This window comes from Pseudomonas putida (assembly GCF_002025705.1).
GTDB lineage: Bacteria > Pseudomonadota > Gammaproteobacteria > Pseudomonadales > Pseudomonadaceae > Aquipseudomonas > Aquipseudomonas putida_J.
Map to the genome: position 1 here is coordinate 3,447,105 of NZ_CP018846.1, position 24,874 is coordinate 3,471,978.

At 58.2% G+C, this 24,874-nt stretch carries 20 protein-coding genes; 7 read left to right on the forward strand and 13 right to left on the reverse strand.

Annotation, left to right across the window (positions count from 1 at the left end; translation table 11 throughout):
- Positions 1-93 precede the first annotated feature (93 nt).
- Together BUQ73_RS15515 and BUQ73_RS15525 are read left to right on the forward strand one after the other, a co-directional pair.
- Positions 94-546 (forward strand): Lrp/AsnC family transcriptional regulator, encoded by a 453-nt coding sequence (locus BUQ73_RS15515; RefSeq protein WP_027918577.1) that lies wholly within the window; start codon positions 94-96, stop codon positions 544-546.
- 414 nt (positions 547-960) lie between these two features.
- Entirely contained in the window at positions 961-2,373 is a 1,413-nt protein-coding gene (locus BUQ73_RS15525; RefSeq protein WP_079228722.1) for a purine-cytosine permease family protein, read from the forward strand.
- 107 nt (positions 2,374-2,480) lie between these two features.
- On the opposite strand, the gene BUQ73_RS15530 is transcribed toward BUQ73_RS15525, so the two are convergent.
- The 5 genes from BUQ73_RS15530 to glnT form a co-directional block, all read right to left on the reverse strand.
- Complete coding sequence (locus tag BUQ73_RS15530) at positions 2,481-3,782, reverse strand: ammonium transporter (RefSeq protein ID WP_079228723.1); 1,302 nt, start codon at positions 3,780-3,782, stop codon at positions 2,481-2,483.
- Positions 3,783-3,927: 145 nt separating this feature from the next.
- Positions 3,928-5,253, reverse strand: coding sequence for an FMN-binding glutamate synthase family protein (locus tag BUQ73_RS15535; protein ID WP_016715698.1), 1,326 nt, complete (start codon positions 5,251-5,253; stop codon positions 3,928-3,930).
- 15 nt (positions 5,254-5,268) lie between these two features.
- Complete coding sequence (locus tag BUQ73_RS15540; RefSeq protein WP_079228724.1) at positions 5,269-5,943, reverse strand: protein glxC; 675 nt, start codon at positions 5,941-5,943, stop codon at positions 5,269-5,271.
- A 27-nt stretch (positions 5,944-5,970) separates the two neighbouring features.
- Positions 5,971-6,876: a class II glutamine amidotransferase gene (locus tag BUQ73_RS15545; protein WP_079228725.1), complete on the reverse strand. Its 906-nt coding sequence runs from the start codon at positions 6,874-6,876 to the stop codon at positions 5,971-5,973.
- A 66-nt stretch (positions 6,877-6,942) separates the two neighbouring features.
- Positions 6,943-8,277 carry a type III glutamate--ammonia ligase gene (gene glnT / locus BUQ73_RS15550; protein WP_079228726.1) on the reverse strand — a complete coding sequence of 445 codons (1,335 nt, stop codon included), beginning with the start codon at positions 8,275-8,277 and terminating at the stop codon, positions 6,943-6,945.
- A 345-nt stretch (positions 8,278-8,622) separates the two neighbouring features.
- On the opposite strand from glnT, the gene BUQ73_RS15555 reads away from it, so the two are divergent.
- Both BUQ73_RS15555 and BUQ73_RS15560 read left to right on the forward strand, forming a co-directional pair.
- On the forward strand, positions 8,623-9,216 hold the full coding sequence (locus BUQ73_RS15555; protein ID WP_027918571.1) for a helix-turn-helix domain-containing protein: 594 nt from the start codon (positions 8,623-8,625) through the stop codon (positions 9,214-9,216).
- A gap of 294 nt (positions 9,217-9,510) precedes the next feature.
- Positions 9,511-10,440, forward strand: coding sequence for a DMT family transporter (locus BUQ73_RS15560; RefSeq protein ID WP_079228727.1), 930 nt, complete (start codon positions 9,511-9,513; stop codon positions 10,438-10,440).
- 257 nt (positions 10,441-10,697) lie between these two features.
- On the opposite strand, the gene BUQ73_RS15570 is transcribed toward BUQ73_RS15560, so the two are convergent.
- The 3 genes from BUQ73_RS15570 to BUQ73_RS15580 all read right to left on the reverse strand — a co-directional run bounded on the left by BUQ73_RS15570 (position 10,698) and on the right by BUQ73_RS15580 (position 13,013).
- A protein-coding gene (locus BUQ73_RS15570) for an IS5 family transposase (RefSeq protein ID WP_152031561.1) occupies positions 10,698-11,554 on the reverse strand; the annotation gives its coding sequence in 2 pieces (ribosomal slippage) (positions 10,698-11,210 and positions 11,213-11,554; 855 coding nt in all).
- A 361-nt stretch (positions 11,555-11,915) separates the two neighbouring features.
- A complete protein-coding gene (locus BUQ73_RS29010) occupies positions 11,916-12,260 on the reverse strand; it encodes a winged helix-turn-helix domain-containing protein (protein WP_079228728.1) in 345 nt (114 codons plus the stop codon).
- 444 nt (positions 12,261-12,704) lie between these two features.
- A complete protein-coding gene (locus BUQ73_RS15580; RefSeq protein WP_079228729.1) occupies positions 12,705-13,013 on the reverse strand; it encodes a LysR family transcriptional regulator in 309 nt (102 codons plus the stop codon).
- A 209-nt stretch (positions 13,014-13,222) separates the two neighbouring features.
- Between BUQ73_RS15580 and BUQ73_RS15585 the strand changes: the two genes are divergently transcribed.
- Together BUQ73_RS15585 and BUQ73_RS15590 are read left to right on the forward strand one after the other, a co-directional pair.
- Positions 13,223-14,323 carry an alkene reductase gene (locus BUQ73_RS15585; protein WP_079228730.1) on the forward strand — a complete coding sequence of 367 codons (1,101 nt, stop codon included), beginning with the start codon at positions 13,223-13,225 and terminating at the stop codon, positions 14,321-14,323.
- 213 nt (positions 14,324-14,536) lie between these two features.
- Positions 14,537-15,393 (forward strand): IS5 family transposase gene (locus tag BUQ73_RS15590; RefSeq protein WP_152031561.1). Its coding sequence is split into 2 segments (ribosomal slippage): positions 14,537-14,878 and positions 14,881-15,393, totalling 855 coding nucleotides; the frame shifts between segments, so codons are not numbered across the junction.
- Between the two features lie 16 nt (positions 15,394-15,409).
- Here the strand turns inward: BUQ73_RS15590 and BUQ73_RS15595 are convergent.
- Positions 15,410-16,330, reverse strand: coding sequence for a LysR family transcriptional regulator (locus tag BUQ73_RS15595; protein WP_079228731.1), 921 nt, complete (start codon positions 16,328-16,330; stop codon positions 15,410-15,412).
- A gap of 92 nt (positions 16,331-16,422) precedes the next feature.
- Positions 16,423-17,157, reverse strand: a complete 735-nt coding sequence (locus BUQ73_RS15600; RefSeq protein ID WP_079228732.1) for a glucose 1-dehydrogenase — start codon at positions 17,155-17,157, stop codon at positions 16,423-16,425.
- Positions 17,158-17,783: 626 nt separating this feature from the next.
- Here BUQ73_RS15600 and BUQ73_RS15605 point away from each other — a divergent pair.
- Positions 17,784-18,788 carry an LLM class oxidoreductase gene (locus BUQ73_RS15605; RefSeq protein WP_079228733.1) on the forward strand — a complete coding sequence of 335 codons (1,005 nt, stop codon included), beginning with the start codon at positions 17,784-17,786 and terminating at the stop codon, positions 18,786-18,788.
- A gap of 85 nt (positions 18,789-18,873) precedes the next feature.
- Here BUQ73_RS15605 and BUQ73_RS15610 read toward each other — a convergent pair whose 3' ends face one another.
- The 3 genes from BUQ73_RS15610 to BUQ73_RS15620 form a co-directional block, all read right to left on the reverse strand.
- The gene (locus BUQ73_RS15610; protein WP_079228734.1) at positions 18,874-20,088 is read right to left on the reverse strand and encodes an MFS transporter; all 1,215 of its coding nucleotides are present in this window, start codon (positions 20,086-20,088) and stop codon (positions 18,874-18,876) included.
- A 215-nt stretch (positions 20,089-20,303) separates the two neighbouring features.
- Positions 20,304-21,728: an efflux transporter outer membrane subunit gene (locus BUQ73_RS15615; RefSeq protein ID WP_079228735.1), complete on the reverse strand. Its 1,425-nt coding sequence runs from the start codon at positions 21,726-21,728 to the stop codon at positions 20,304-20,306.
- Positions 21,718-24,870: an efflux RND transporter permease subunit gene (locus tag BUQ73_RS15620; RefSeq protein ID WP_079228736.1), complete on the reverse strand. Its 3,153-nt coding sequence runs from the start codon at positions 24,868-24,870 to the stop codon at positions 21,718-21,720. Before BUQ73_RS15620 ends, BUQ73_RS15615 begins: the two co-directional genes overlap by 11 nt.
- Positions 24,871-24,874 lie beyond the last annotated feature (4 nt).

The following is a 24,874-nucleotide window of genomic DNA, read 5'->3' on the forward strand; positions in this document are numbered from 1 at the left end:
AGTTTGGGTGGTGAAGAAAGCCTACGGATTCCGCCGGGGGATTTTCTTTCGTATATTTCCCCTATTGCCATTCATATTGGAAGATTCTTCTCGATGGACAGAACAGACCGAAAAATCCTTGCCGAGCTGCAAAAGGATGGTCGCCTCTCGGTGACTGAGCTGGCCGACCGTGTGGGGCTGAGCCTGTCGCCCTGCCATCGGCGCCTGAAGGCGCTGGAGGAGTCTGGCGCCATCCTTGGCTACCACGCGCGCCTGGCGCCCAGCGCGCTGGGGCTGAACTTCGCCGCGCTGGTGTTCGTGACCCTGCGCGAGGTCACCCGCCAACCCGTGGCGGATTTCGAGGCGGCGCTGGCGGCGATACCGCAGATCGTCGAGGCGCAGCGCTTGTTCGGCGACCCGGACTATTTGCTGCATGTGGTGGCCAAGGACTTGCCGGCATTTCAGAAGCTTTATGACGAGCAACTGACCAGCATTCCCAATGTAAAGCGCCTGAGCTCGACCCTGGTGATGAAAGAAGTGATTCAAGACCGGTTGTTGCCGATGTAGCTGTATTGCCTGTATTGGCCCTTTCGCGGGCAAGCCCGCTCCCACAGGTACAGCACAATTTTCAATATCTGCGGTGAACCTGTGGGAGCGGGTTTACCCGCGAAAGGGCCAGCACAGGCAACAAATCTGCCTTGCCCTGTTAATGCACACTGTGCACCACCAACGCTCACCCTCCGCCGTTCACACAACGCCTACCCCCTCTACCTCAAGCCCTCCAGCCAGCTGGCACCCTCCTTGCTACCGTCCACCGCTTAACCTTTTGTCAGCCTTAGGTTTTTTAAGGTTTATGGGCACATATTTACTAATTTCTCGTTATCCCCGCGCCCCGCATCATCGCTCCAACAAGAACGCGTCGCCCTTCGCCGGCACGCATCCGGGCAGCACCCGATGCCCCACCTTGCCTTGGAGTCAGTCATGACCAGTGCAGCCAATTCGGCACCCCTCATAGAAAAACACACGATCGGCTATGTGCCGCCGGAAGACCGCCATGGAAAGGTAAGGGATCTGTTCACACTGTGGTTCGGCGGCAACATCGCGCCGCTGCCGATCGTTACCGGCGCGCTAGGCGTGCAACTGTTTCACCTGAACCTGGTGTGGGGCATCGTCGCCATCCTGGTCGGCCACCTGGTCGGTGGCGTGCTGATGGCGCTGCACTCGGCCCAGGGCCCGCAGATGGGCATCCCGCAGATGATCCAGAGCCGCGCCCAGTTCGGCACCCTCGGCGCGTTGCTGGTGGTGGTGATCGCCGGGGTGATGTACATCGGCTTCTTCGCCTCCAACATCGTGCTGGCCGGCAAGTCGCTGCATGGCGTAGTCGAGGCCGTACCGGTATCGGTGGGCATCGTCATCGGTGCGCTGGGTTCGGGCATCATCGGCATCATCGGTTACCGTTTCATCCATGTGCTCAACCGCATCGGCACCTGGGTGCTGGGCATTGGTATCGTGGTCGGCTTCGGCTACATCTTCAGCCATGTGCAAAGTGACGACTTCCTCACCCGCGGCGGCTTCAACCTGGCCGGCTGGCTGGCCACCGTATCGCTGGCGGCGCTGTGGCAGATCGCTTTCGCCCCATACGTGTCGGACTACTCGCGCTACCTGCCGGCTGACGTGAAAGTCAGCTCGACCTTCTGGACCACCTACCTGGGCGCGGCCCTGGGTTCAAGCCTGTCGTTCATCTTCGGCGCCGTGGCAGTGCTGGCGATCCCGGCTGGCGTAGACACCATGGACGCGGTCAAGCTCGCTACCGGCAGCCTGGGCCCGGTAATGCTGGTGCTGTTCCTGCTCAGCGTGATCAGCCACAACGCCCTCAACCTGTACGGTGCGGTGCTGTCGATCATCACCCTGGTGCAGACCTTCGCCTATCGCTGGATCCCCACCGCCAAGAGCCGTGCGGTGCTGTCGCTGATCGTGCTGGCAGCCTGCTGCGTGGTCGCGGTGTTCGCCTCGGCCGACTTCATCGGCCACTTCGTCGACATGGTGCTGGTGCTGCTGGTGGTGCTGGTTCCGTGGACGGCGATCAACCTGATCGACTTCTATGTGATTCACAAGGGCGACTACGACATCCAGTCGATCTTCAAGGTCGATGGCGGTATCTACGGCCGTTACAACCCGCAGGCACTGATTGCCTATGCGGTGGGTATCGTGGTGCAGATCCCGTTCATGAACACACCGCTGTATGTCGGGCCGATTTCCGAGCACATCAACGGGGCCGATCTGTCGTGGCTGGTGGGCCTGGCAATCACTTCGCCGCTGTACTGGTGGCTGGCCTCGCGTGACAGCGCCTACCGCCGCCGGCAGGTGAGTGCCAAGTTGGCCATGGGGCACTGACTCAACCTGTACTGGCCTCTCGCGGATAAATCCGCTCCTACAGGGATGGGCGATCCCTTGTAGGAGCGGATTTATCCGCGAAAGGCCAGCACCGGCGAAACACTCTGTCAGAGGTTGTAAGCCCGCTCATTGTGCTCGGCCAGGTCCAGCCCCTGCTCTTCCTCTTCCCGGCTGGCCCGCAGCCCCACGGTCAGCTTGATTGCCCCGAGAATCGCCCAGCTCACCACAAAGCAGTAAACAAAGGTGAACGCCACGCCCTCGAGCTGCACCAACGCCTGCCCGATCGGCGAGGCCCCTTCCACATAGCCGCCCAGCGACGGCGCAGCAAATACCCCAGTCAGCACCGCCCCGACCATCCCGCCAACCCCATGCAGCCCGAACACATCGAGGCTGTCGTCATACCCCAGTGCCTGCTTGAGCCGGGTCACGGCAAAGAAGCAGATCGCGCCGGTCAGCAAACCGATCACCACCGCACCCAATGGCCCGACAAAAGCGCAGGCCGGCGTGATGCCGACCAGCCCGGCCAATGCACCCGATGCCGCCCCCAGGGCCGTCGGCCGACCATGCATGACTTTCTCGGTCAGCAACCAGCCGACAATCCCGGCACAGGCCGCCACCATGGTCGCCAGCATCACCACCCCTGCCCCTTCGTTGGCCGCAAGCCCGGAGCCGACGTTGAAGCCGAACCAGCCAACCCACAGCAGCCCGGCGCCCACCAGGGTGAAACCGAGGTTGTGCGGTGGCATGGCCGTCTGTGGGTAGCCTTTGCGCTTGCCCAGCATCAACGCCGCCGCCAGCGCTGCCACACCGGAGTTGATATGCACTGCCGTGCCGCCGGCAAAGTCCAGCACACCCCAGTTGACCATCAGCGCCCCCGGCCCACCCCACACCATGTGGGCGATGGGCGCGTATACCAGGACGAACCAGGCCGCCATGAACAGCAGCGAGGCGCTGAATTTCATGCGCTCGGCAAACCCACCAGCAATCAGGGCTGGCGTGATGATCGCGAAGGTCAGCTGGAACACCGCGAACACCCCTTCCGGGATGCTGCCCACCAGGCTGTCGTGGCCGATGTTCAGCATCAGCGCCTTGTCCAGGCCGCCGATGAAGCTGTTGAAGGTCAACTGCCCTTCGGCCATGCCGCTGGTGTCGACCACCAGGCTGTAGCCGAACAGCACCCAGAGGATGCCGATCACCCCGGCCACGGCGAACAGCTGGGTGAACACCGAGAGGAAGTTCTTTGCCCGCACCATGCCGCCATAGAACAGCGCCAGGCCCGGGATGCACATCATCAGCACGAACATCGCCGCGCAGATCATCCAGGCGGTGTTGCCGGTGTCCAGGGTGGGTTCGGCGGCGTGGGCCAACGGCGTCAACGCGAACAGCACAACAGCAAGGGCAAGCTTCATGGGGTCACTCCTTTGCGAATGGGGGCATCTGGGGCTGCTTCGCAGCCCTTTCGCGACGCAAGGCCGCTCCTACAAGAGATTGCGGTCCCTTGTAGGAGCGGCCTTGCGTCGCGAAAGGGCCGTAAAGCGGCCCCGAAATATCGGATCAGTACTGGGCCTGGCCCGGCACCCAGGCAGTGCCAGCCAGTGGCACCCGGGCCATGGCGGCCGCCTCGACGGTCAGTGCCACCAGGTCCTCGGGGTCGAGGTTGTGCAGGTGCGACTTGCCGCAGGCGCGGGCCATGGTCTGCGCCTCCAGCACCAGCACCCGCAGGTAGTTGGCCAGGCGGCGGCCGGCTTCTTCCGGGTTCAGGCGCTTGGCCAGCTCCGGGTCCTGGGTGGTGATACCGGCCGGGTCGCGGCCGTTCTGCCAGTCGTCGTAGAAGCCTGCGGCAGAGCCTATCTTCTTCAGCTCGCTGTCCAGCCGCGGGTGGTTGTCGCCCAGGGCGATCAGCGCCGCCGTGCCGATGGCCACGGCATCGGCCCCCAGGGCCATGGCCTTGGCCACGTCGGCACCATTGCGGATGCCGCCGGAGACGATCAGCTGCACCTTGCGGTGCATGCCCATCTCCTGCAGCGCCTGCACCGCCTGGGGAATGGCTGGCAGGATCGGAATGCCGACGTGCTCGATGAACACTTCCTGGGTGGCCGCAGTGCCGCCCTGCATGCCGTCGAGCACGATGACATCAGCGCCGGCCTTCACCGCCAGCTTGACGTCGTAGTACGGGCGGCTGGCACCGATCTTCACGTAGATCGGCTTCTCCCAGTCGGTGATCTCGCGGATCTCGGCAATCTTGATCGCCAGGTCGTCCGGGCCGGTCCAGTCCGGGTGGCGGCAGGCGCTGCGCTGGTCGACGCCGATCGGCAAGGTGCGCATGCCAGCCACCCGTTCGGTGACCTTCATGCCCAGCAGCATGCCGCCACCGCCCGGCTTCGCGCCCTGGCCGAGGACGATCTCGATGGCGTCGGCCTTGCGCAGGTCGTCGGGGTTCATGCCGTAGCGCGACGGCAGGTACTGGTACACCAGGTGCTGCGACTGGCCGCGCTCTTCCGGGGTCATGCCACCGTCGCCGGTGGTGGTGCTGGTGCCGGCGATGGTCGCGCCACGGCCCAGGGCTTCCTTGGCGTTGGCCGACAGCGCGCCAAAGCTCATGCCTGCGATGGTCACCGGGATCTTCAGGTGGATAGGCTTTTTGGCAAAGCGGTTGCCCAGCACCACGTCGGTGCCGCATTTCTCGCGGTAACCTTCCAGTGGGTAGCGCGACACGCTGGCGCCCAGCAGCAGCAGGTCATCAAAGTGCGGCACGCGGCGCTTGGTGCCGCCACCGCGAATGTCGTAGATGCCGGTTTCGGCGGCACGCTGGATTTCCTGGATGGTCAGGCGATCGAAGGTGGCCGACTCACGCAGTACCGGGGGGAATTGCTCGCTCATGGGAATGCTCCTGGATCAGTACGCGCTGGCGTTGTCGACTTTGAAGTTGTACAGCTGGCGGGCCGAGCCGTAGCGTTTGAAATCGGCCGCCTTGTGTTCCAGGCCGGCCTTGTTCAGCAGCTCCTGCAGCTCTTGCAGGTGCTCGGCGCGCATCTCTTTCTCGATGCAGTCCGAGCCCAGCGACTGCACCGAGCCCTTGACGTAGATGTGCACCTCGTACAGCGAATCGCCCAGCGCATCGCCGGCATCGCCACACACCACCAGGCGCCCGGCCTGGCCCATGAAGCAGCTCATGTGGCCGATGCTGCCGCCGACCACGATGTCCACACCCTTCATCGAAATGCCGCAACGCGCGCCAGCATCGCCCTCGATCACCAGCAACCCGCCATGGGCGGTGGCACCGGCGGCCTGGGAGGCGCTGCCCTTGACCCGTACCGAGCCAGACATCATGTTCTCGGCCACGCCTACGCCGACGTTGCCGTGCACGGTGACGCTGGCCTGCTGGTTCATGCCGGCGCAGTAGTAGCCGGCGTGGCCTTCGATATCCACCGACACGGCGGCGTTGATGCCCACGGCCAGGTTGTGCTTGCCGTCGGGGTGGGTCACCCGCCATTCGCGGTCCTGCACATCGCCGTGCAGGGACTGGTTGAGTACGCGCACCGAGGCGCTGGAAAGGTCGATCGTCTTCATGAATGTCTCCAGTGATTCGGTGAGAGGTCAGGCGCTTTCGCGCTCCCAGACGTACAGGGTGGCCGGCGCCGGTTCCCAGACCTTGGCCTTGTCGATACCCGGCAGGCTGGCCAGGGCCTGGTACTCGGAGGCCATGGCCACGTAGTCGTCGGTCTCGGCCAGTACCGCCGGCTTGCAGGCGATCGGGTCGCGGATCACGGCAAAGCCGTTGCGGGTGCCGATGGCGAAGGTGAAGAAGCCGTCCAGGTCTTGCAGCGCGCCATCCAGGGCCTGAGCCAGGCTGTCGCCCTGCTGCAGGCGCCAGGCCAGGTAGCCGGCAGCGACTTCGGTGTCGTTGTCGGTCTCGAAGCTGATGCCTTCGCGCTTGAGTTCCTGGCGCAGGCGGAAGTGGTTGGACAGCGAGCCGTTGTGCACCAGGCACAGGTCGGCACCGGTAGAGAACGGGTGGCTGCCTTCCATGGTCACGGCACTTTCGGTGGCCATGCGGGTATGGCCGATGATGTGGCTGCCCTTCATGCCAGCCAGGCCGAAGCGGCTGGAGATTTCCGCCGGCAGGCCCATGCCCTTGAGGATCTCGATGCTCTGCCCGGCACTCATGATGCGCACATCAGCGGCCAGTTCGCTCAGCGCCTGGCGGGCAGCCGCTTCGCTGGTGTGCACCTTGAGCACGGCGGCGCTGGCGTTCTGGAACCAGTCCAGCGAGCAACCCAGGCGCCCTTCCAGCAGGCCCATCAAGGCCGCCCAGGGGTAATTGATGTCCGTCGCCTGCAAGGTCAGCTTGACCCAGCCATCGGCCACTTCGTCGCCGTAGATGGCAAAGCCTGCGCTGTCCGGGCCACGGTCGGTCATGGCTTCGAGCATGGGTTCGAAGAGCTTGCCGAGCTGGGCTTCCAGCGCTGGCTTTTTCAGGTACAGACCTACGATTCCACACATGGTGATACTCCTTCTAGGCAGTGGGTAGCCGCTGCATTTACCGCTACCCAGGGATAGGGTTGGCGGTCAGAAGAATTCGGTGTAGCGCTGGATTTCCCAGTCGGAGACGTGGCGGCAGTACTCCACCCACTCCATGCGCTTGAGCTTGAGGAACTCGTCGACGATCTCGGCGCCGAGCACCTCACGGAACAGCGGGTCGGCCTCCAGGGCGTCGGCGGCTTCCTTGAGCGACTGCGGCAAGGTCTTGATGCCGCGTGCGGCGATCTCTTCCAGGCTCAGGTTGTAGAGGTTCTCGTTGCACATCTCGCCCGGGTCCAGCTGGCGGTCGATGCCGTCGAGGCCGGCGGCGATGATTGCGGCGGTGACCAGGTACGGGTTGCAGCCGGCGTCCGGCAGGCGGAATTCCAGCCGGCCATAAGGGATGCGCACCATCGCCGAGCGGTTGTTGGCGCCGTAGGCGACGAAAGCCGGTGCCCAGGTGGCGCCGGACAGCGAGCGACCGACCACCAGGCGCTTGTACGAGTTGACCGTCGGCGCGGCGAAGGCACACAGCGCCGGCCCATGGGCCAGCAGGCCGGCGGCGAAGTGGTAAGCCAGCTTCGACAAGCCCATGCCGCTGCTGTCGGACGGGTCGTGGAACAGGTTCTTGTTGTTGCTGCTGGCCAGCGACAGGTGGAAGTGCATGCCATTGCCGGCGCGCTTGGGGTCGGGTTTGGGCATGAACGAGCAGATCATGCCCAGGTCGTTGGCAATCTCGCCGGCGGCCATGCGGAAGAAGGTGAAGCGGTCGGCCGACTCCATGGCGTCGCTGTAGGTGTAGTTGATCTCGAACTGGCCGTTGGCGTCTTCGTGGTCGATCTGGTAGATGTCGAAACCGACCGGTTGCAGCGCCTCGGTCAGGCGTTCGAGGAACAGCCGCGAGCGCGACAGGCCCTTGTAGTCGTAGCAGGGCTTGTCGAGGTTGTCGGAGGCGTCCACCAGTTGCAGCTTGCCGCTTTCGTCGCGGCGGAACAGGCTGAACTCGGGCTCAAGGCCGGTGTTCAGGGTCCAGCCTTTGTCGGCCAGGCGCTGCACCTGTTGCTGCAACACATGACGGCTGTCGTAGGGCCAAGGTTGGCCGTTGACGTGACCGACGCACACGACCCGGCCATAGCCCGGCTGCCACGGTACCGGGATCAGCGTGGACAGGTCGCCACGGGCCATGAAGTCGGGGCCATGGGGCTCCATGCCCATGCCGCAGATGGCGAAGCCGGCAAAGCCCGCGCCCTCTTCAGCCACCATCTTGAGGCCCGAGACCGGCACCGACTTGGTCTTCGCCGAACCATGGATATCGACGAACTGCGCCAACACATACTTGATGCCGTACTGGTCGAGGGTGCGCTGGGTTTCTGCTGGCAACATGGGTTGATCACTCCTGGTGAGGGGGCACTAATTCCACATGGGAAACTTACTTTCCTCACAGGAATGCAATGTGCTTGCCAACTCTTTCCAGGGCGCTGGTATGTATTGCCTGTGCGGGCCTCTTCGCGGCTAAAGCCGCTCCTACAAGGACCGCGCAAAGCCCTGTAGGAGCGGCTTTAGCCGCGAAGAGGCCCGCACAGACCGCACAAATCCAATGCAGCTTTTTATGCTCTATTTATGGGAAACTTGTTTTCACGTGAGGAAAGAAGCAGCCAATGCAGCTGCGCCTCGCACTTTCCCAGTGCGAAATCTTTATTCTTGAACTGAAACCGTGCAGGACACCCGATGCCAACCGAAACCCAACCGCGCCTTCGCCTGGAGCAGTACCTGGGCCTGCAGATCAAGCGCCAGCGCCAGGCCCAGTCGCTCAAGCTTGCCGATGTGGCACGCATCGCCGGCATCAGCCAGGGCATGCTGAGCAAGATCGAGAACGCCCAGGTGTCCACCAGCCTCGATACCCTGAGCCGCCTGTGCGATGTGCTGGGCATGCCGATGGCCAAGCTGTTCAGCCAGTACGACCAGCCCGATGGCAATGCCTTGCTGGTCAAGGCCGGCGAAGGGCTGGAAGTGGTGCGCCGCGGCACCGAGAAGGGCCATACCTACCATTTGCTCAATCACGCCAGGGGGCCGAAAAAGAATTTCGAGGCGTACATGGTGACCATGGACGACGCCAGCGAGGAATTCCCGACCTTCGCCCACCCCGGCACCGAATTCCTGCACCTGCTGGAGGGTGAACTGGTCTATCGCCACGGCAACCAGCTGTACCGCATGCAGGCCGGCGACAGCCTGACCTTCGATGGCGAAACCCCGCACGGCCCGGAGCAACTGGTGCAGGTGCCGATTCGCCTGCTGTCGATCATGAACTACGGCGACGAGTAACGCGGCGCAGCAAGGCAACAAGCGATGTCGCGATCAGACAAGCACACGTCGCCCGTAATCGGCTTGAAAACCGTGTCTACAAAAATAATACACACATCGACCAGCCCCGCGCCGTGGGCTGGCTGGTGTGGTATTCGCGAGTAAAACAGCCTCGCTTCACAATTCCAACGCTGTGGCGCCTTTTTGCACCGGGCAGTTCGTCCGGGCTCATAACGATAAAACTCCCAGTATTAAGACCCGCGTCGCGCCGATCGGGAGTGTTTGCGCGCGCCACATTGTGAAGACTTGACTGCCATGATCGCGACTTCAATCCCCGTAGCCGGTGCTGCCACCGGCCACCGTAACGCCCTGTGCGTTGCCCACATCGCCGCTGTGCTGTTCGGCCTGACCGGTATCCTCGGTCACCTGATCGAGGCCGACGCCAGCATCATCACCTTCGGCCGCGCCACCTTCGCCTTCATCGCCCTGGGCTTCGTCGCCGGGCTCAAGGGCACCCGCCTGCTCGACGCGCTGACCCTGCGCAACTTGCCAGTGCTGGGCCTGACCGGTGCCCTGCTGGCAGCCCACTGGGTAACCTTCTTCATCGCGGTCAAGGTTGGCGGCGTGGCTGTGGCCACCCTGGGCTTTGCCAGCTTCCCGGCCTTTATCGCCATGATCGAACGTGGCGTGTTCGGCCAGCGCATCGGCGCCGTACAAGGCTTGCTGCTGCTGATGGTGACGGCGGGGCTGGTACTGGTGGTGCCAACCTTCGACCTGCTCGACAAAGGCACCGTCGGCCTGCTTTGGGGCCTGGGCTCGGGCCTGGCATTTGCCCTGCTGACCGTGGCCAACCGCCGCAACCAATCGAACATGAACGCCATGCAGGTGGCCTTCTGGCAGAACGTGGTGGTGGCCGCACTGGTGGCGCCGTTCGCCTTCACTCACCTGGGCAACACCAGCCTGGGCAGCAATGACTGGATCAACCTGGCGCTGCTTGGCGTGTTCTGCACCGGGCTGTCGCAATTCCTGTTCGTCAAGAGCCTGGAAGGGCTGGAAGCCCGTACCGCCGGCATGATCATCGCCCTGGAGCCGGTGTACGCCATTCTCGGAGCGTGGTGGTTGTTTGGTGACCAGCCGACGCTGCGCATGGCTGCTGGTGCTGCACTGATCGTGCTGGCGACCATCTCGGCGGCAGCATGCAAGGCACCGGCGGAACAAGGTGATACCAGCCGTTGCGCGCATTGACCTGGCCATACGCGGCCCCCTGTAGGAGCGGCCTTGCGTCGCGAAAGGGCCGCATGGTGCTGCTGGACTTGGCGCTTTTTGAAGAGGTACTGCATTCCCTGTTTGGCGATAGGGCCAACCAAGCGTTACTTCAGGACGTGTCCGGCGTGACTGATCAAGCCCTAGTGTCCCTGTTGAATTTGCTACGAGCAGAATCTGATCGGTCGGACGCTAACCCACTGTTCACTCGAGGGTTAGCCCAGGCCCTTTGTGTCCACCTAGGCTCTGTACGAAAAGAGATGTCGCAAACACCGCATGGAACAAGCCAGTGAGACCATAGCGGCATAGCTTTTCGCGAGCTTGTCGAAGCGTGTCACGATGCGGCGGTTCTCTTTCAGCCAGCCAAACATGCGCTCGATGATGTTGCGCTGTCGGTATTTGGGCCGATCAAACAGTCTGGGTATGCCAGGCTTGGGTTTGCGTTTCATTGAGCGCATCGGGATGACGGGTTGCATTCGATATTGGTCGCAGTACCGGCGAAGCGCTTCGGCGTCGTAGCCTTTGTCGGCCAGCAGCCATTTGCAGCGCTTGCGCGGACGACCTCGTTGGCTTGATGGAATGCTAACGTCGTCCAGCAGTGGCTGGGCGTAGCTAATGTCACTGGCTTGACCGCCAGAGAGGAGAAAACGCAGCGGTGTCCCGTTAGCGTCGCAGAGCATGTGGATTTTGGTTGTCAGGCCACCGCGACTGCGGCCTAGAGCGTGATCGGCAGGCTCGTCAGGCCCCCTTTTTTCCCGGCGCCAGAAGAGGCTCGGGTTGCGCGTACAGCAGTTGAGTCGATCATCCAGGTTTGCAAATCGATCAAGCCTTGCTCATTCAATCTCAGGTGCAAGCGTTTGAGCATCTGATCGAAGGTGCCCTGGTTTCGCCAACCCCGAAACCGTTGATACACCGTTGACCATGGGCCGAAGCGTTCCGGTATATCTCGCCACGCAGCGCCCGAACATAGTACCCAGAGCACGCCATCGAGCATCAGGCGGTCGCTCAGGCGGGGCCGCCCCCGGCCATGGGTTTCAGTGAAAAGATCGGCGACCACAGTCCAGGCCTCATCCGAGAGTTCGTAACGCTTTGCCATCACAGAATTCCTTTCCGTAGATGGCCGGGAACCCTACAGAATTTCAGCGTCCAAAGGGCGCCGATTGGGTTTCTCGGGATTTCGTACAGAGCCTAGGCGTACTGAATTTAAGAGCCGCGACAATCTGGCTGCAACAAGAAACTGAAGCGCCCGATATATCTATTCGCAATCAAGAATTAAAAGCAATTTATGACCGCATTGAGGCGAGAAAAACAACGCAACCGGCATAGTCCTGCGCGCTTAGAGCGTGAGAACAACATCAGCCTGTTGACCGAGCGCTCGACGACTTTAGTCCGGTAATGAGTTCCGCCCAAATTCGATAGCACATGCTCTACGCCAGTTCTTGATGTGAGCACTTAGTTTACGTGCAAGGCCTCTGCTTATCTACCTCATACAACCTGAGGCCTTTGCCACGATGCGTTTCGATTGCGGTTGTGGAATCTAACAATCGCAAAACTTTACGCAGGTAATTGAGCTGCACTTCTATGCGCTTGGTGCCTGGGTCGAAATGAAAACCCCAAACGTCCTTGAATATACTCTGGCGGCTAACAATATCATCAGCGTTACTGACTAGAAGCAAGAGCAATCTGAAGGAGGTGCCCTTCACTATAATGCGCTTGTTCCTACAGATGGCCTCCCGTTTAAGGGGATTTAGGTTTAGGTCAGCGTAAGCAAGATCATTCATGGTCGAAGGTAAGGCTCTCATGCAATCCCATCATCGGCGGAGGGGCCAGATACTCACTACCTACAAACGTCAGCCGGGCAGACTGTTTTACATTCGCTGACCCGCTGACGTCCAACGCGAGGCGTGATCCGTCCGACAATACCCTGATCAGCCATGTGCAACTATTGCAAAAATGCCACCGACCGATTCACTTTATGAATCGTTCAGGTGCCGCCTGTCATGCAATCAGAGCCAACCTCATAATTTCGCTGATTACCTCATGCCAGTCGAGGCTCTGCTCCGGATTACTCAGCATGCCTGTAAGATTTTGCTGTAATTACTTCAACAGGAGATGACCATGGAGTCAGCGCTCCGCTCTTTGCTCCACGCGATGTAAATCGCCTCCCCTTTCTGAGGGCTAGTTAGAAAGCTCCACCAGATCTCCACTGACCTGATGGAATATTGGCGCTTCTTTCGCGCGCCCACTCAGCGAAGTCGAACTGAAAAAATATTAAATGCCTCTTCGAGCAAGTTCAGAGAGCGCTCGAGATACTCAGCAATAGCGTTCGCGTGCGGTGTTGGATGCAACCGCTTTCCCCGTCGGACAAAAAGTTCATCACCAAAAAACGTTCTCAGATCGCTAAGCGTATTGCTAATAGCTGGCTGAGTGACGCCCAGCAAGGCCGCCGCACCGCTCGCACTCTTAGAACGGTGAACAGCCATGAAAACGACTAATTTATTAAGATCAAAGCAGCGCAGGCGGGCCGGGTCAAAATCTTTGAACGCAGTAGACAATCGAACTTCCTTCAACAGGCGGCGGTAGTGCTCATTGGGACGTCTGGAAATGCACCGGATTTTAGGCTACAGACGGTGACTCCGCAGTACAACACCTTATTGTGGAACCTGATTCCATAATGCCTGGAATCTGAGAGCGGTTATCAGCAGAAATAACGCGCGTATATTTCCCTGATCAGCGCATCGGAGCGCTCCCTCGAGAGATCCTAATGAGCATGCTTTTCACGCCCTATACCTTGTCAGGCATCACCTTAAAGAATCGCGTGGTCATGGCCCCCATGACGCGCGCGCGTGCTGAAACGACAGTTCCCGATGAACTGACCGTGTTGTACTACCAGCAACGCGCTGGTGCCGGACTGATCATCACCGAAGGTGTACCAGTTTCGATGCAAGGTCGTGGTTATCTGTTCAACCCTGGCTTGTATACGCAAGAACAAGTCGAAGGATGGAAAAGGGTCAACGCAGCCGTCCACCAGGAAAAGGGGTGCATTTTCGCCCAGCTGTGGCATGTAGGCCGTGTATCTCACACCAGCTTGCAACCTAACGGCGAAGCTCCTGTCTCCTCAAGCGCTAAGCTGGCAGCTAACTCCAATGCGTACGCTTACGATGAAAACCATCAGCCTGGCCCTGTCCAAGCCAGTAAGCCGCGTGCATTGTCAGTCCCAGAAATTGCTGACATCAAAGCTGATTTCGTCCGTGCTGCAGCTAGGGCTATGGAAGCAGGATTCGACGGTATCGAAATACATGGAGCCAATGGATACCTGTTCGAGCAGTTCATCAATCCAACCGTAAACGATCGTACTGATGAGTATGGGGGGCCGATCGAAAATCGAATCAGGCTTCTCCTGGAAACGATCGATGCAGTCGCGGCGGAGATTGGCCGAGACAAGGTGGGTGTACGTATTTCCCCATTCGGACGGCTTTTCGACATGGCGCCATTCGATGACGAAGCCGAAACATGGGTAACGGTGGCGGCCGAACTGCAAAAGCGAAACATTGCGTATGTGCATTTGAGCGACCAACTGACCATCGGTGCGGAACGAATGCCTGAAGGGTTCGCCAAGAATTTCAGAGAGTCGTACAGAGGGACGCTCATCGCGGCGGGAGGTTTTGATCGCGACTCCGCTGAAGCCGCTCTTGAGGCGGGCGAACTCGATTTAATTGCCTTCGGTCGACCCTTCATCGCCAACCCTGATCTCGTTGAGCGCATGAAGAATGGATGGCCACTTGCCACTCCTGACCGGGAGACTTTCTATGGCAACAGCGGCGAGAAAGGCTATGTGGATTATCCATTCTACAATCCAGCCTAAAGTGTACCTGCGAGCTGCAGCTGACTCAGCTGAGAGTCAAGTAGATGGCGGCATGCGTTAGCCCGCCAGCATGCTCCGCGATGATAAAAAGGCGACCTCTGTGTGGGTCGCCTTTTCCTAGGCTCTGTACGAAATCCCGAGAAACCCAATCGGCGCCCTTTGGACGCTGAAATTCTGTAGGGTTCCCGGCCATCTACGGAAAGGAATTCTGTGATGGCAAAGCGTTACGAACTCTCGGATGAGGCCTGGACTGTGGTCGCCGATCTTTTCACTGAAACCCATGGCCGGGGGCGGCCCCGCCTGAGCGACCGCCTGATGCTCGATGGCGTGCTCTGGGTACTATGTTCGGGCGCTGCGTGGCGAGATATACCGGAACGCTTCGGCCCATGGTCAACGGTGTATCAACGGTTTCGGGGTTGGCGAAACCAGGGCACCTTCGATCAGATGCTCAAACGCTTGCACCTGAGATTGAATGAGCAAGGCTTGATCGATTTGCAAACCTGGATGATCGACTCAACTGCTGTACGCGCAACCCGAGCCTCTTCTGGCGCCGGGAAAAAAGGGGGCCTGACGAGCCTGCCGATCACGCTCTAGGCCGCAGTCGCGGTGGCCTGACAACCAAAATCCACATGCTCTGCGACGCTAACGGGACACCGCTGCGTTTTCTCCTCTCTGGCGGTCAAGCCAGTGACATTAGCTACGCCCAGCCACTGCTGGACGACGTTAGCATTCCATCAAGCCAACGAGGTCGTCCGCGCAAGCGCTGCAAATGGCTGCTGGCCGACAAAGGCTACGACGCCGAAGCGCTTCGCCGGTACTGCGACCAATATCGAATGCAACCCGTCATCCCGATGCGCTCAATGAAACGCAAACCCAAGCCTGGCATACCCAGACTGTTTGATCGGCCCAAATACCGACAGCGCAACATCATCGAGCGCATGTTTGGCTGGCTGAAAGAGAACCGCCGCATCGTGACACGCTTCGACAAGCTCGCGAAAAGCTATGCCGCTATGGTCTCACTGGCTTGTTCCATGCGGTGTTTGCGACATCTCTTTTCGTACAGAGCCTAGATGAAGTCACAGATCATCAATCAGGACGGAAAATTTTCGAGTCCCGCTGAGCGAGCTCAAGAAGTGCGTCGACGATCATCCTCACCTTGGGCTGAATGTAGCGTGTACGCGGCCAGATGACATGAATCGGCATTTCAGCCCCCTCATATTGCTGGAGGACAGGTATCAAGAGACCTTGTTCGATCTGATCTTGAACGAGCCAAGTTGGAAGTTGCGCCAGCCCTCCCCCGGCGAGTGTCATCTCCAACAACATCTCTCCATCACCCATCTCGTGCTTCACGCATACCTCTTGCTCGCTGACATGCCCCTTATCATCCAACAGCATCCAGGTCTTTCGGGTGCCGTTCCGCCAGCCTACGATACAGTCGTGAGTCAGTAAATCTTCTCGTGTCTGTGGGATACCGCGGCGCTCAAGGTAGTCGGGCGTGGCGCAAATTAGCAAGCTCTGGCTTCCCAGCTTGCGAGCGACAATCTCACCGTCATCTTTGAGTGTCCCAATCCTTACTACCAAGTCCACTCCATCGTTGATGATGTCAACCAGCCGCTCACTGAAACTCACGGACAGATCTAGCTTGTGATAACGAACTGAGAGGTCAATCAGAGTCGGCAGAATATGTCGGCGACCGAATGCAGCGGGAAGATCCACACGTAGCCGACCAACAGGCTCCTGCTGCCCTGTCGTGAGAAAACTTTCCGATTCAGCCAACTCATCAATTGCCCGCAAGCAGCTGGCGAGAAATGCTTCGCCTTCGCTCGTAAGGATCAGTCGCCGAGTCGTACGATGCAGGAGCTTCACACCTAGACGGGCCTCCAGGCGCGTAACACTTTTTCCTACTGCAGAGCTTGTCACTCCAAGCTCCAGCGCTGCAGCAGTGAAGCTGAGCGTTTGAGCTGATGTGACGAATTCCCTGATTCCGTCAAAAGTGTTAACCGCCATTATGAATCCCGAGCTGAAATGATTTGAGTTCATGCACCTTAATGATGAAATTATACAGGAATACTCGGCCCTTGAGTGGATTCCACACAGCCTTAGAAAAGTGCTGGCAAACCGGCTGTTTCGCCACCATCAGCGACGAACTCTGCCCCTGTACTGAAAGAGCTTGCATCGCTAGCGAGAAACAAGGCTAAGTTGCTGATCTCAGATGGATGGCCAGCACGACTCATTGGTACGTGTGTGAAGGATTGGTAGAGCCCGTCAATCATTGGCGTTTGGATATTGCCGGGATGGATCGAATTCACACGGATGTTGTAAGGCGCAAGATCAAGGGCTGCTGCCTTTGTAAGTCCTCGGATACCAAATTTCGATGTGACATAGGCAGGAACCGAAGAAAATGCCTTAAGCCCGGAGGTCGATGAAACATTGATTATTGAACCGCCTCCCGCATTCTTCATTGCGGGAGCAACGGCACGTATTCCCTTGAAGGCACCGCTCAGATTGATTGAGGTTACGAGCTCCCATTCCTCGTCGGAGCATTCATCAACTGGTGTAAAACGAAGGATACCGGCGTTGTTTATCAGCACGTCAACACGCCCAAATCGGTTGGTTGCAGCCTCAACAGCGCCTTCCCATTCTTGAGTACTCCTTACATCGAGATGCACTGCAGTGGCATTGCTTCCCAGATCCCTGGCAAGCAGTTGAACCTTGTCATCAAGGACATCAGCCAGGACGACTTTCGCTCCCCCCGCGACGAAGGCGACAGCTTCCGCTGCCCCCATGCCCTGACCAGCCCCAGTGATTAATACTACTTTGCCTTTCACATCCATAGGTGCCTGACTCCTTCTAGTCAATTTTATGCCAAACGTGTCTTGTTTGTTTGACGCCTGCGACTACACCGCTCAGGAACTTTCTTAGTAGCAAGTGAGTACCCTTTAGACGAACTTTGGTTAGGTCAGATAATCCAAACCCATCATGCATGAAAAAATGTTCGACTGAGAGTCGCAATGCCTTGAACGAGTGGACAGTGCGTAGTTGAGTAGCAGAGACAGACTGGAGGGATTTTGCGAGGCATCTCAGAGTTGGAGCCGTTGAGGTGCAGGAGGCGATGTCGGTTAAAGGGTTGCGCAAACATGGCGTGTTGCTCCGGCTTGTGAGGTTCAATGAAACCTCTTGTTATTTTTGGGTGCCGCTTACGAACCTAGACGCGATCGTGAAGTTTAACCAATAGAAAAATTAGTGGAATCGATTCATAAAACACATCACGACACTGCCCGTCATCGAATATTATGCGAATCTTGAGAGGTCATTCACTGTTATTGCGAAAATCCAGCCATCGTGCAGAACCCACCGTTCACCATTTGGGAGTATAGGGATCAGATGCTCGGAATCTACCTAGCTTAATCATCAAATTGCCCATGACTAGACTAAACCTTTCGGACTGAAGGAGAGGAAAATGTCGTTCATGAGCAAAGCCAGTCGGGCCATCACTCAAAAACTGGATTCGCACCCAGGCCACCGACGCCTGTTCGCGCAGGGTGAACTCACGGTAGGCTTGATCATGCCGCTTGAAACCCATCCAGGGAAACCCGCGCCAACCATGGCCGATCACGCATCAATGGCGGTGAAAGCCGATCAGCTAGGATTTGCAGCGCTCTGGTTACGTGACGTGCCCTTTTACGATCCAGATTACGGCGACGTTGCTCAGGTCTTTGATCCCATTCCATACATTGGTTATCTGACCGCGCTTACTCAAAACATCGTTCTAGGTACGACAGGGATAGTACTGCCGTTGCGTGAACCTCTATCACTCGCCAAGCAAATCGCCTCGCTCGATCAGCTTTCTACGGGACGCGTGATTCTAGGTATATCTTCCGGTGACCGGCCTGCGGACTACCCTTTGTTTGGCGTAGATTTCGACTCACGTGGCGCTCGATTCCGCGAGAGCTATACCGTTTTCAAGACTGTAACCGAGCAGAGTTTCCCTTCATTCGACTCGCAATTTGGTCGTTCGAACGGCGGCTTTGATCTGATTCCTAAACCGTTTACAGGCCGGACGCCGACTCTGGCGGTGGGCCAAGCACAGCAATCGCTTGAGTGGATTGCGACTAATCTGGACGGCCTCATTCGAGCTGCACCAGATCCGTTTTACATCTCATCTGTGGCTAAGCAATGGCAAGATGCCGTTGCGCGGCATGCAGACTATGGAGCCTTTAAACCGCTTGGGCTGGGCATGTTCCTGGATCTATTTGAAAACGCGGAAGCCCCGATGCGCCGTATACCCGGGGGCTTTCGATCAGGACGCAATGCGCTTATCGAGTTTTTTCAGACCGCCAAGGTCGCTGGCATTGGCCACATCGCTCTGAATCCAAAGGTGAGCCACCGACCTTATGCGGACGTCATGGAGGAGCTCGCCGAGGAAGTCCTTCCGCTCTTCCCTTCCCATGGCAGCCGCCGCTAGTTGATACAGACATCGAGGGACGCCTCATAGCTCGCGCTGCCTAACCAAAGCTCTCACGGCATTGCCTTGAGGCCGCCGCGGTAGGCTAACCCTTATGCTCGACCACTCCATCCTTGCCCAACAACAAATATCCAAGCGATGCGGCGACTACCACCAGCATTACCGCAGAGGCCTTCTCCATACCTAGCGCATCCACTGCCGCACCCATGGCGATGATTCCGATGGCACTCCCCAAATATCCTGCGAGATAGAAAAGCGACCCCAAAGCCGCTCTGTGAGTACCAGGAGCAAGCGATGTAAAAACACCCATTGCGCCCACGAACGTAGCGCCATAGCCCACCCCTGCAAGGACGGTAAAGAGTACGAATATTGATGGCTGATGCACGTACAAGGCGACCAGGCATCCCACCCAGGCTACACAGATCAACGCCCCACCAACACTCATGGCGAGTTCAGGCCTGATGCGTCGGCAGAAGAATTGCGTCATCCCTGCAGTCGCCTGAAACGCTGTAACAAGCAAACCTGCAGAGGCATGGCTGTGCGTTGAGACCTCTGTCAGCGTGCTGATAATCATCGAAGGCCCTAATGCGACGAAAACCGATCCGACCGACCATGCGACCACCAAGATCAATGAGATCCGAGTGAACGCCCGCCAGCTGCCTCGCATTTGCTCGTCGAGGGTCAAACGCACACTGCCGCCGCTTATTTTGGAAGTGTGATGAACAACCTCCTCGCTCCACTCCACGCGACACAATCCCATTGCAGTCAGGATGGCCAGGCAAGCGTTAAGTACAAAAGGACTTGAGGTAGGATAAAAATCAACGCCTATGGCAACCGAGCTTAGGACGGGCCCCAAGGCTGCGCCGGACGTGAAAGAAACGGTGGCCAATACCGCTGCATGCCGCTTGCGATCTTGAGCATCAAAACCTACCAGCGCCGCGTTGGCGCTCCCCGTAAGTGCACCCGTTCCTACCCCGGCCAAAAAACGCCCGAGGAATAGTCCATAAAGCTCCGTAGAAAATGCGAATACCAATGACCCTGCGGCTACGGCTAACAGGGCTGGCACCAAGACAAAGCGACGATCCTCCAACCGGTCGGACAGCCTTCCCAGGACTGCCAACGCGAGCAAGACGCCGATGGCGTAAACGGCAAAAAGCGAGGTTAGGGTCGTCGACGAGAAATGCAGGGTCGCTTGATAAAGACCGTACAAAGGGGATGGGGCTGTACTTCCTACGAGAGCGCTCAAAATGGCCAAGGAAACAAGCAAGCGAGCTTTAGCCAGAGAGGGATGTGCAGACACGAGTTAACCACTTCGCTAGTCGGGGATGCGTAGACTATACCGATGCTTAGCCTGCTAAGCATTAGCCTGAAGGTTAATTCTCTAGCGTTGAACCATGGCTGAGCCCTTCCGAGGCTGGGCTGTTGTGATTACCGCTTATCCTGGCGAATTCGACCAAAAAAGAAGGCGCCCTAAAGCGCCTTAAAAAGACTCCCACCAAAGGAGATCGGGGAGTTTTACTGCTTTGCTACAGGCGGCCTTTGGGAGACATCAGACCACCCTCCACCAAGCGCTTTGTACAATTGGATTTGGGACGTGAGTTGAGCAAGGTGATCGGTCAACAGTTGTTGCCGTGCAGACAAGAGCTGACGCTGGGCATCAAGCAAAGCCAAGTAGCTATCCACGCCTTCGTCGTAGCGCTGCTGCGCCATCTGGTTGTACTCCTCGGAGGTGCGTACCAGATCACGCTGGCTTTCTATCTGCTTGCCCCAGGTTCCCAGCGCTGCCAAGCCATCCGCCACTTCGCGGAAGGCGGTCTGGATAACCGACTCATAGTTCGAAACTCCAATATCTTTCTGGATTTTCGCGTAGTCCAAACTCGCCTTGAGTCGTCCGCCATTGAAAATGGGGAGATTGATTTGAGGCGCGAAGCTCCAGCTTTCCGAACCTGAATCAAACAGGCCGCTCAGTCGGCTGCTGGCAGTCCCTGCGCCCCCCGTCAACGTGATACTCGGGAAAAAAGCCGCACGGGCAGCGCCGATATTTGCATTGGCCGCGCGCAGCTGATGCTCGGCGGCACGGATGTCTGGACGTTGTTGTATCAGCTCCGCGGGCAGCCCTGCTGGTATGTCTGCGAGCAAGGTTGCGTCCAAATTCACGCCGCTCAGGTTTGCCGGAATGTTCGTCCCTAGCAGAAGCCGCAGAGCATTTGCGTCCTGGGCAACCTGACGGGTGAATGCGTGTACCTGCCCGCGCGCGCTGTCTACGAGTGTCCTTGCCTGACGTACATCGAGATCTGAAGCAGTACCGGCCTCGCTGCTGGCTTGTACCAGATCCAGATTGTGCCGGTAGTTTTGCAGTGTCGACTGCGTGACCTCCAGAAGCTGCTGATCAGTGCGCCATGTGAAATAGGCGATCGCAACGTTGGCGACCAAGCCCAACTGCACGCTCCGTTGCGTTTCTTCGCTAGCGAGATACGTTTCCAGCGCATTCTGATCAAGGCTGCGTACGCGGCCCCAAACGTCCAGCTCGTAGCTTGTTAGCCCTACCTGAAGACTGTTATCCCCCGCTGTGGTTTGTTGACCCGTTGTTGAAAGGTCACTCGGGGTTCGGGAGCGCCCAGTGCGCCCTTCAATTCTAATCTCAGGCAGCAGCGCCGCCCCCTGGATGCGGTACTGCGCGCGGTATGCGTCAACACTCAGTGCCGCTTTGCGCAGGTCGCGATTGTTGGACAGAGCCAAATCCACCAGTTCATGCAAGGCTGGATCTTTGAAGAAGGTTTTCCAATCGATCTTCGCTAGGCTTCCTGAAGACGGGGCCGCATACGCGGCGCCCTCAGGAAATGTATGGGGAACCGGCGCCTCGGGACGTTGGTAATCGGGGATCAGACTGCAACCACCCAGTGTCATCGCCAACACCAAGAGTAGAGGTTTATGCGTCATGTTGAGCTCCCTCAGGGGTAGCTACGCGCACAGCCCCACGTTGCTTGGACTTGAATATTTTTGTCACAGCTACGTAGAACAACGGCACGAAGAAAATGGCCAAGAATGTTGCCGCGAGCGTACCCCCGACTACCGCTGTACCAATCGAATGCTGGCTTCCACTGCCTGGCCCATAAGCGCGTGCAAGAGGCAGCGTACCCATCACGAACGCGATAGAAGTCATGATGATTGGACGGAGTCGCAGACGAGCTGCCTCGGTTGCAGCCTGTACCAAGGTACGGCCCTGGTTTTCGTAGAGGTCTTTTGCGAACTCGACGATCAGGATGGCGTTCTTCGCTGCAAGCCCCATGGTCGTCAACATGCCGACCTGGAAGAACACGTCGTTGGAAAGACCTCGCCCCAGCGTTGCAGCAACCGCACCAAGCACCCCCAGCGGCACGACGAGCATGATCGATACTGGTACCGACCAGCTCTCATACAGCGCTGCAAGGCAGAGGAATACGATCATCAGTGAGAGCACATAGAGTGTCGTCGCTTGAGAACCGGCTGCTCGTTCTTCATAAGAAAGACCAGTCCAGGACACTCCAAAGCCATTTGGCAGCTGCGAAGCGACCCGCTCAATCGCTGCCATGGCATCACCTGTGCTGTAGCCAGGTGCTGGCTGACCCAGCAACTCGACAGAAGGGATGCCGTTATAGCGCTCCAGCTTAGGCGAGCCGTAGACCCACTGACCACTGGCGAACGAGGAGAATGGCACCATCTGCCCAGCCGCATTTCGAACGTACCACTTGTCAAAGTCTTCAGGCGAAATCCGAGCGTCCATTTCTCCCTGGACATAAACCTTTTTCACACGCCCTTTGTCGATGAAATCGTTGACGTAAGTGGAACCCCAAGCAACAGACATCGTGTCATCGATCGACTCGATCGAAACCTGCAGCGCCCGAGCCTTCTCGTCATCAATCGTCACCTGGTACTGAGCTTCATCAGAGAGTCCGTTAGGCCTAACGATGGCCAGCGCAGGCTCCTTGGCCACCAGTTTGAGCAACTGGTCGCGAGCCTCCATCAACGCAGCATGGCCACGAGCGCCGTTGTCCTGAAGGAAGAGGTCAAAACCTGTTGCGTTGCCCATTTCCATGATTGCAGGAGGAACGATCGAAACGACATGGGCATCACGGACAGTGCTGGCAAAACGTGTAATCCGCTGAGCAATCGCAAAGGCTGAGTTTTCGCTGGAAGTACGCTCCTCAAATGGCTTGAGTCGAACCCAGATCACGGCAGAATTCTGCCCCCGGCCCGCAAAGTTGAAGCCGCTAAGGTTGAACGCCGAGACGACACCTTCTTTCTCATCTTCCAACAGATAGTTTCGAACTTGGTCGATGACAGCTTGGGTACGCTCAGCACTGCTGTTGGGCGGCGTCTGAATTTGCACAATCAACAATCCTTGGTCTTCATCCGGCAGGAAAGCAGACGGCAGATTGCGGAACATGGCGACTACGCCAAGGAGCAGCAATGCGTAAATCACGAAGGTACGCTTGGGATTGCGCAAGATCTTGGAGATCGAAGAGGCGTAGCGATCGGTGTTGCGCTCAAAGACGCGGTTGAACCAGGCGAAGAAACCAGTTTGTTTCTTCTCGCCACCGGCATGGGCTTTGAGCATGGTGGCGCAAAGTGCCGGGGTGAAAACCAAAGCGACCAGTACAGAGAGCCCCATCGCGGTGATGATGGTGATAGAGAACTGCCGGTAGATAATGCCTGCAGAACCACCGAAGAAAGCCATTGGCATGAATACAGCACTAATGACCAAGCCGATCCCTACCAGCGCCCCGGAGATCTGCTGCATCGACTTGTAGGTGGCTTCACGTGGCGATAGGTGCTCCTCCTCCATCAGTCGCTCAACGTTTTCCACGACCACGATGGCATCGTCCACGAGCAGGCCGATTGCGAGAACCATGGCGAACATCGTCATTACGTTGATGGTGAAACCACAGGCGTACAGCACACCAAAGGTGCCGAGAAGTACAACCGGCACCGCCAGGGTTGGGATCAACGTCGCGCGGATATTCTGCAAGAACAGCAGCATGACCAGGAATACCAGCACCACTGCTTCAAACAGGGTGTGCACCACCGAGTCGATCGAGGCTTTCACAGAGGGACTGGTGTCGTAGGGGTAAACTACTTCTACTCCGGGCGGCAGGTAAGGCTTGAGCTGGTCGACAGTATTTTTGACGCGTTCGACGGCCTCAAGCATGTTCGCACCGGTGGCCAAGCGCAGTGCAATACCTGCGGCAGGCTTACCGTTGTAGTTCACGTCGAAGGAGTAGGTTTCATTGCCCAATACCACTTCGCCGAGATCCTTCAAGCGGATCTGAGAGCCGTCTGGCTGTACCTTGACCAGAATTTCCTTGAACTCATCAGCGCTTTTCAACCGGGTTTTACCGATTACCGTCGCGCTCAGCTCAACACCTTTTCGAGTCGGCAGCCCGCCAACAGATCCTGAGGATACCTGGACGTTCTGCGCCGAAATGGCTGCTGTAACATCGCTAGGCATCAACTGGTAGCTGTTGAGTTTGGCGGGATCCAGCCAGATGCGCATCGCGTTCTGGAAGCCGAAGACGAAGAAGTCGCCTACGCCTTGGGTGCGGGACAAAGGATCCTGAAAGTTAGAGACAATGATGTTGCCCAGATCACCGTAGCTCAGCTTCCCATCCTTCGAATAAATGCTAACCAGCAGCATGAAATTCACCTGGAACTTCACCACGCGGATCCCTTGTCGCTGCACCTCCGCCGGCAGGTTAGGCGTTGCAAGCTGAAGCTTGTTCTGCACCTGAACCTGCGCGATATCAGGATTGACGCCCTGGTCGAACGTAACTGTGATTTCTACGCTACCGTCACTGTTCGCTGCTGAGCTGATGTAGCGCAAGCCATCCAGGCCGTTCAACTGCTGCTCGATGACTTGCACCACAGTATCTTGAACGGTCTGCGCAGAAGCTCCTGGGTAAGTTACGGTAATCTGAACAGCCGGCGCCGCGATGTTGGGGTACTGGTTGACAGGGAGGCTGTGGATCGCCAGTGCTCCACCCAGCATGATCGCCAGGGCAATCACCCAGGCGAAGATGGGTCGATCAATAAAGAAACGAGACATCGTC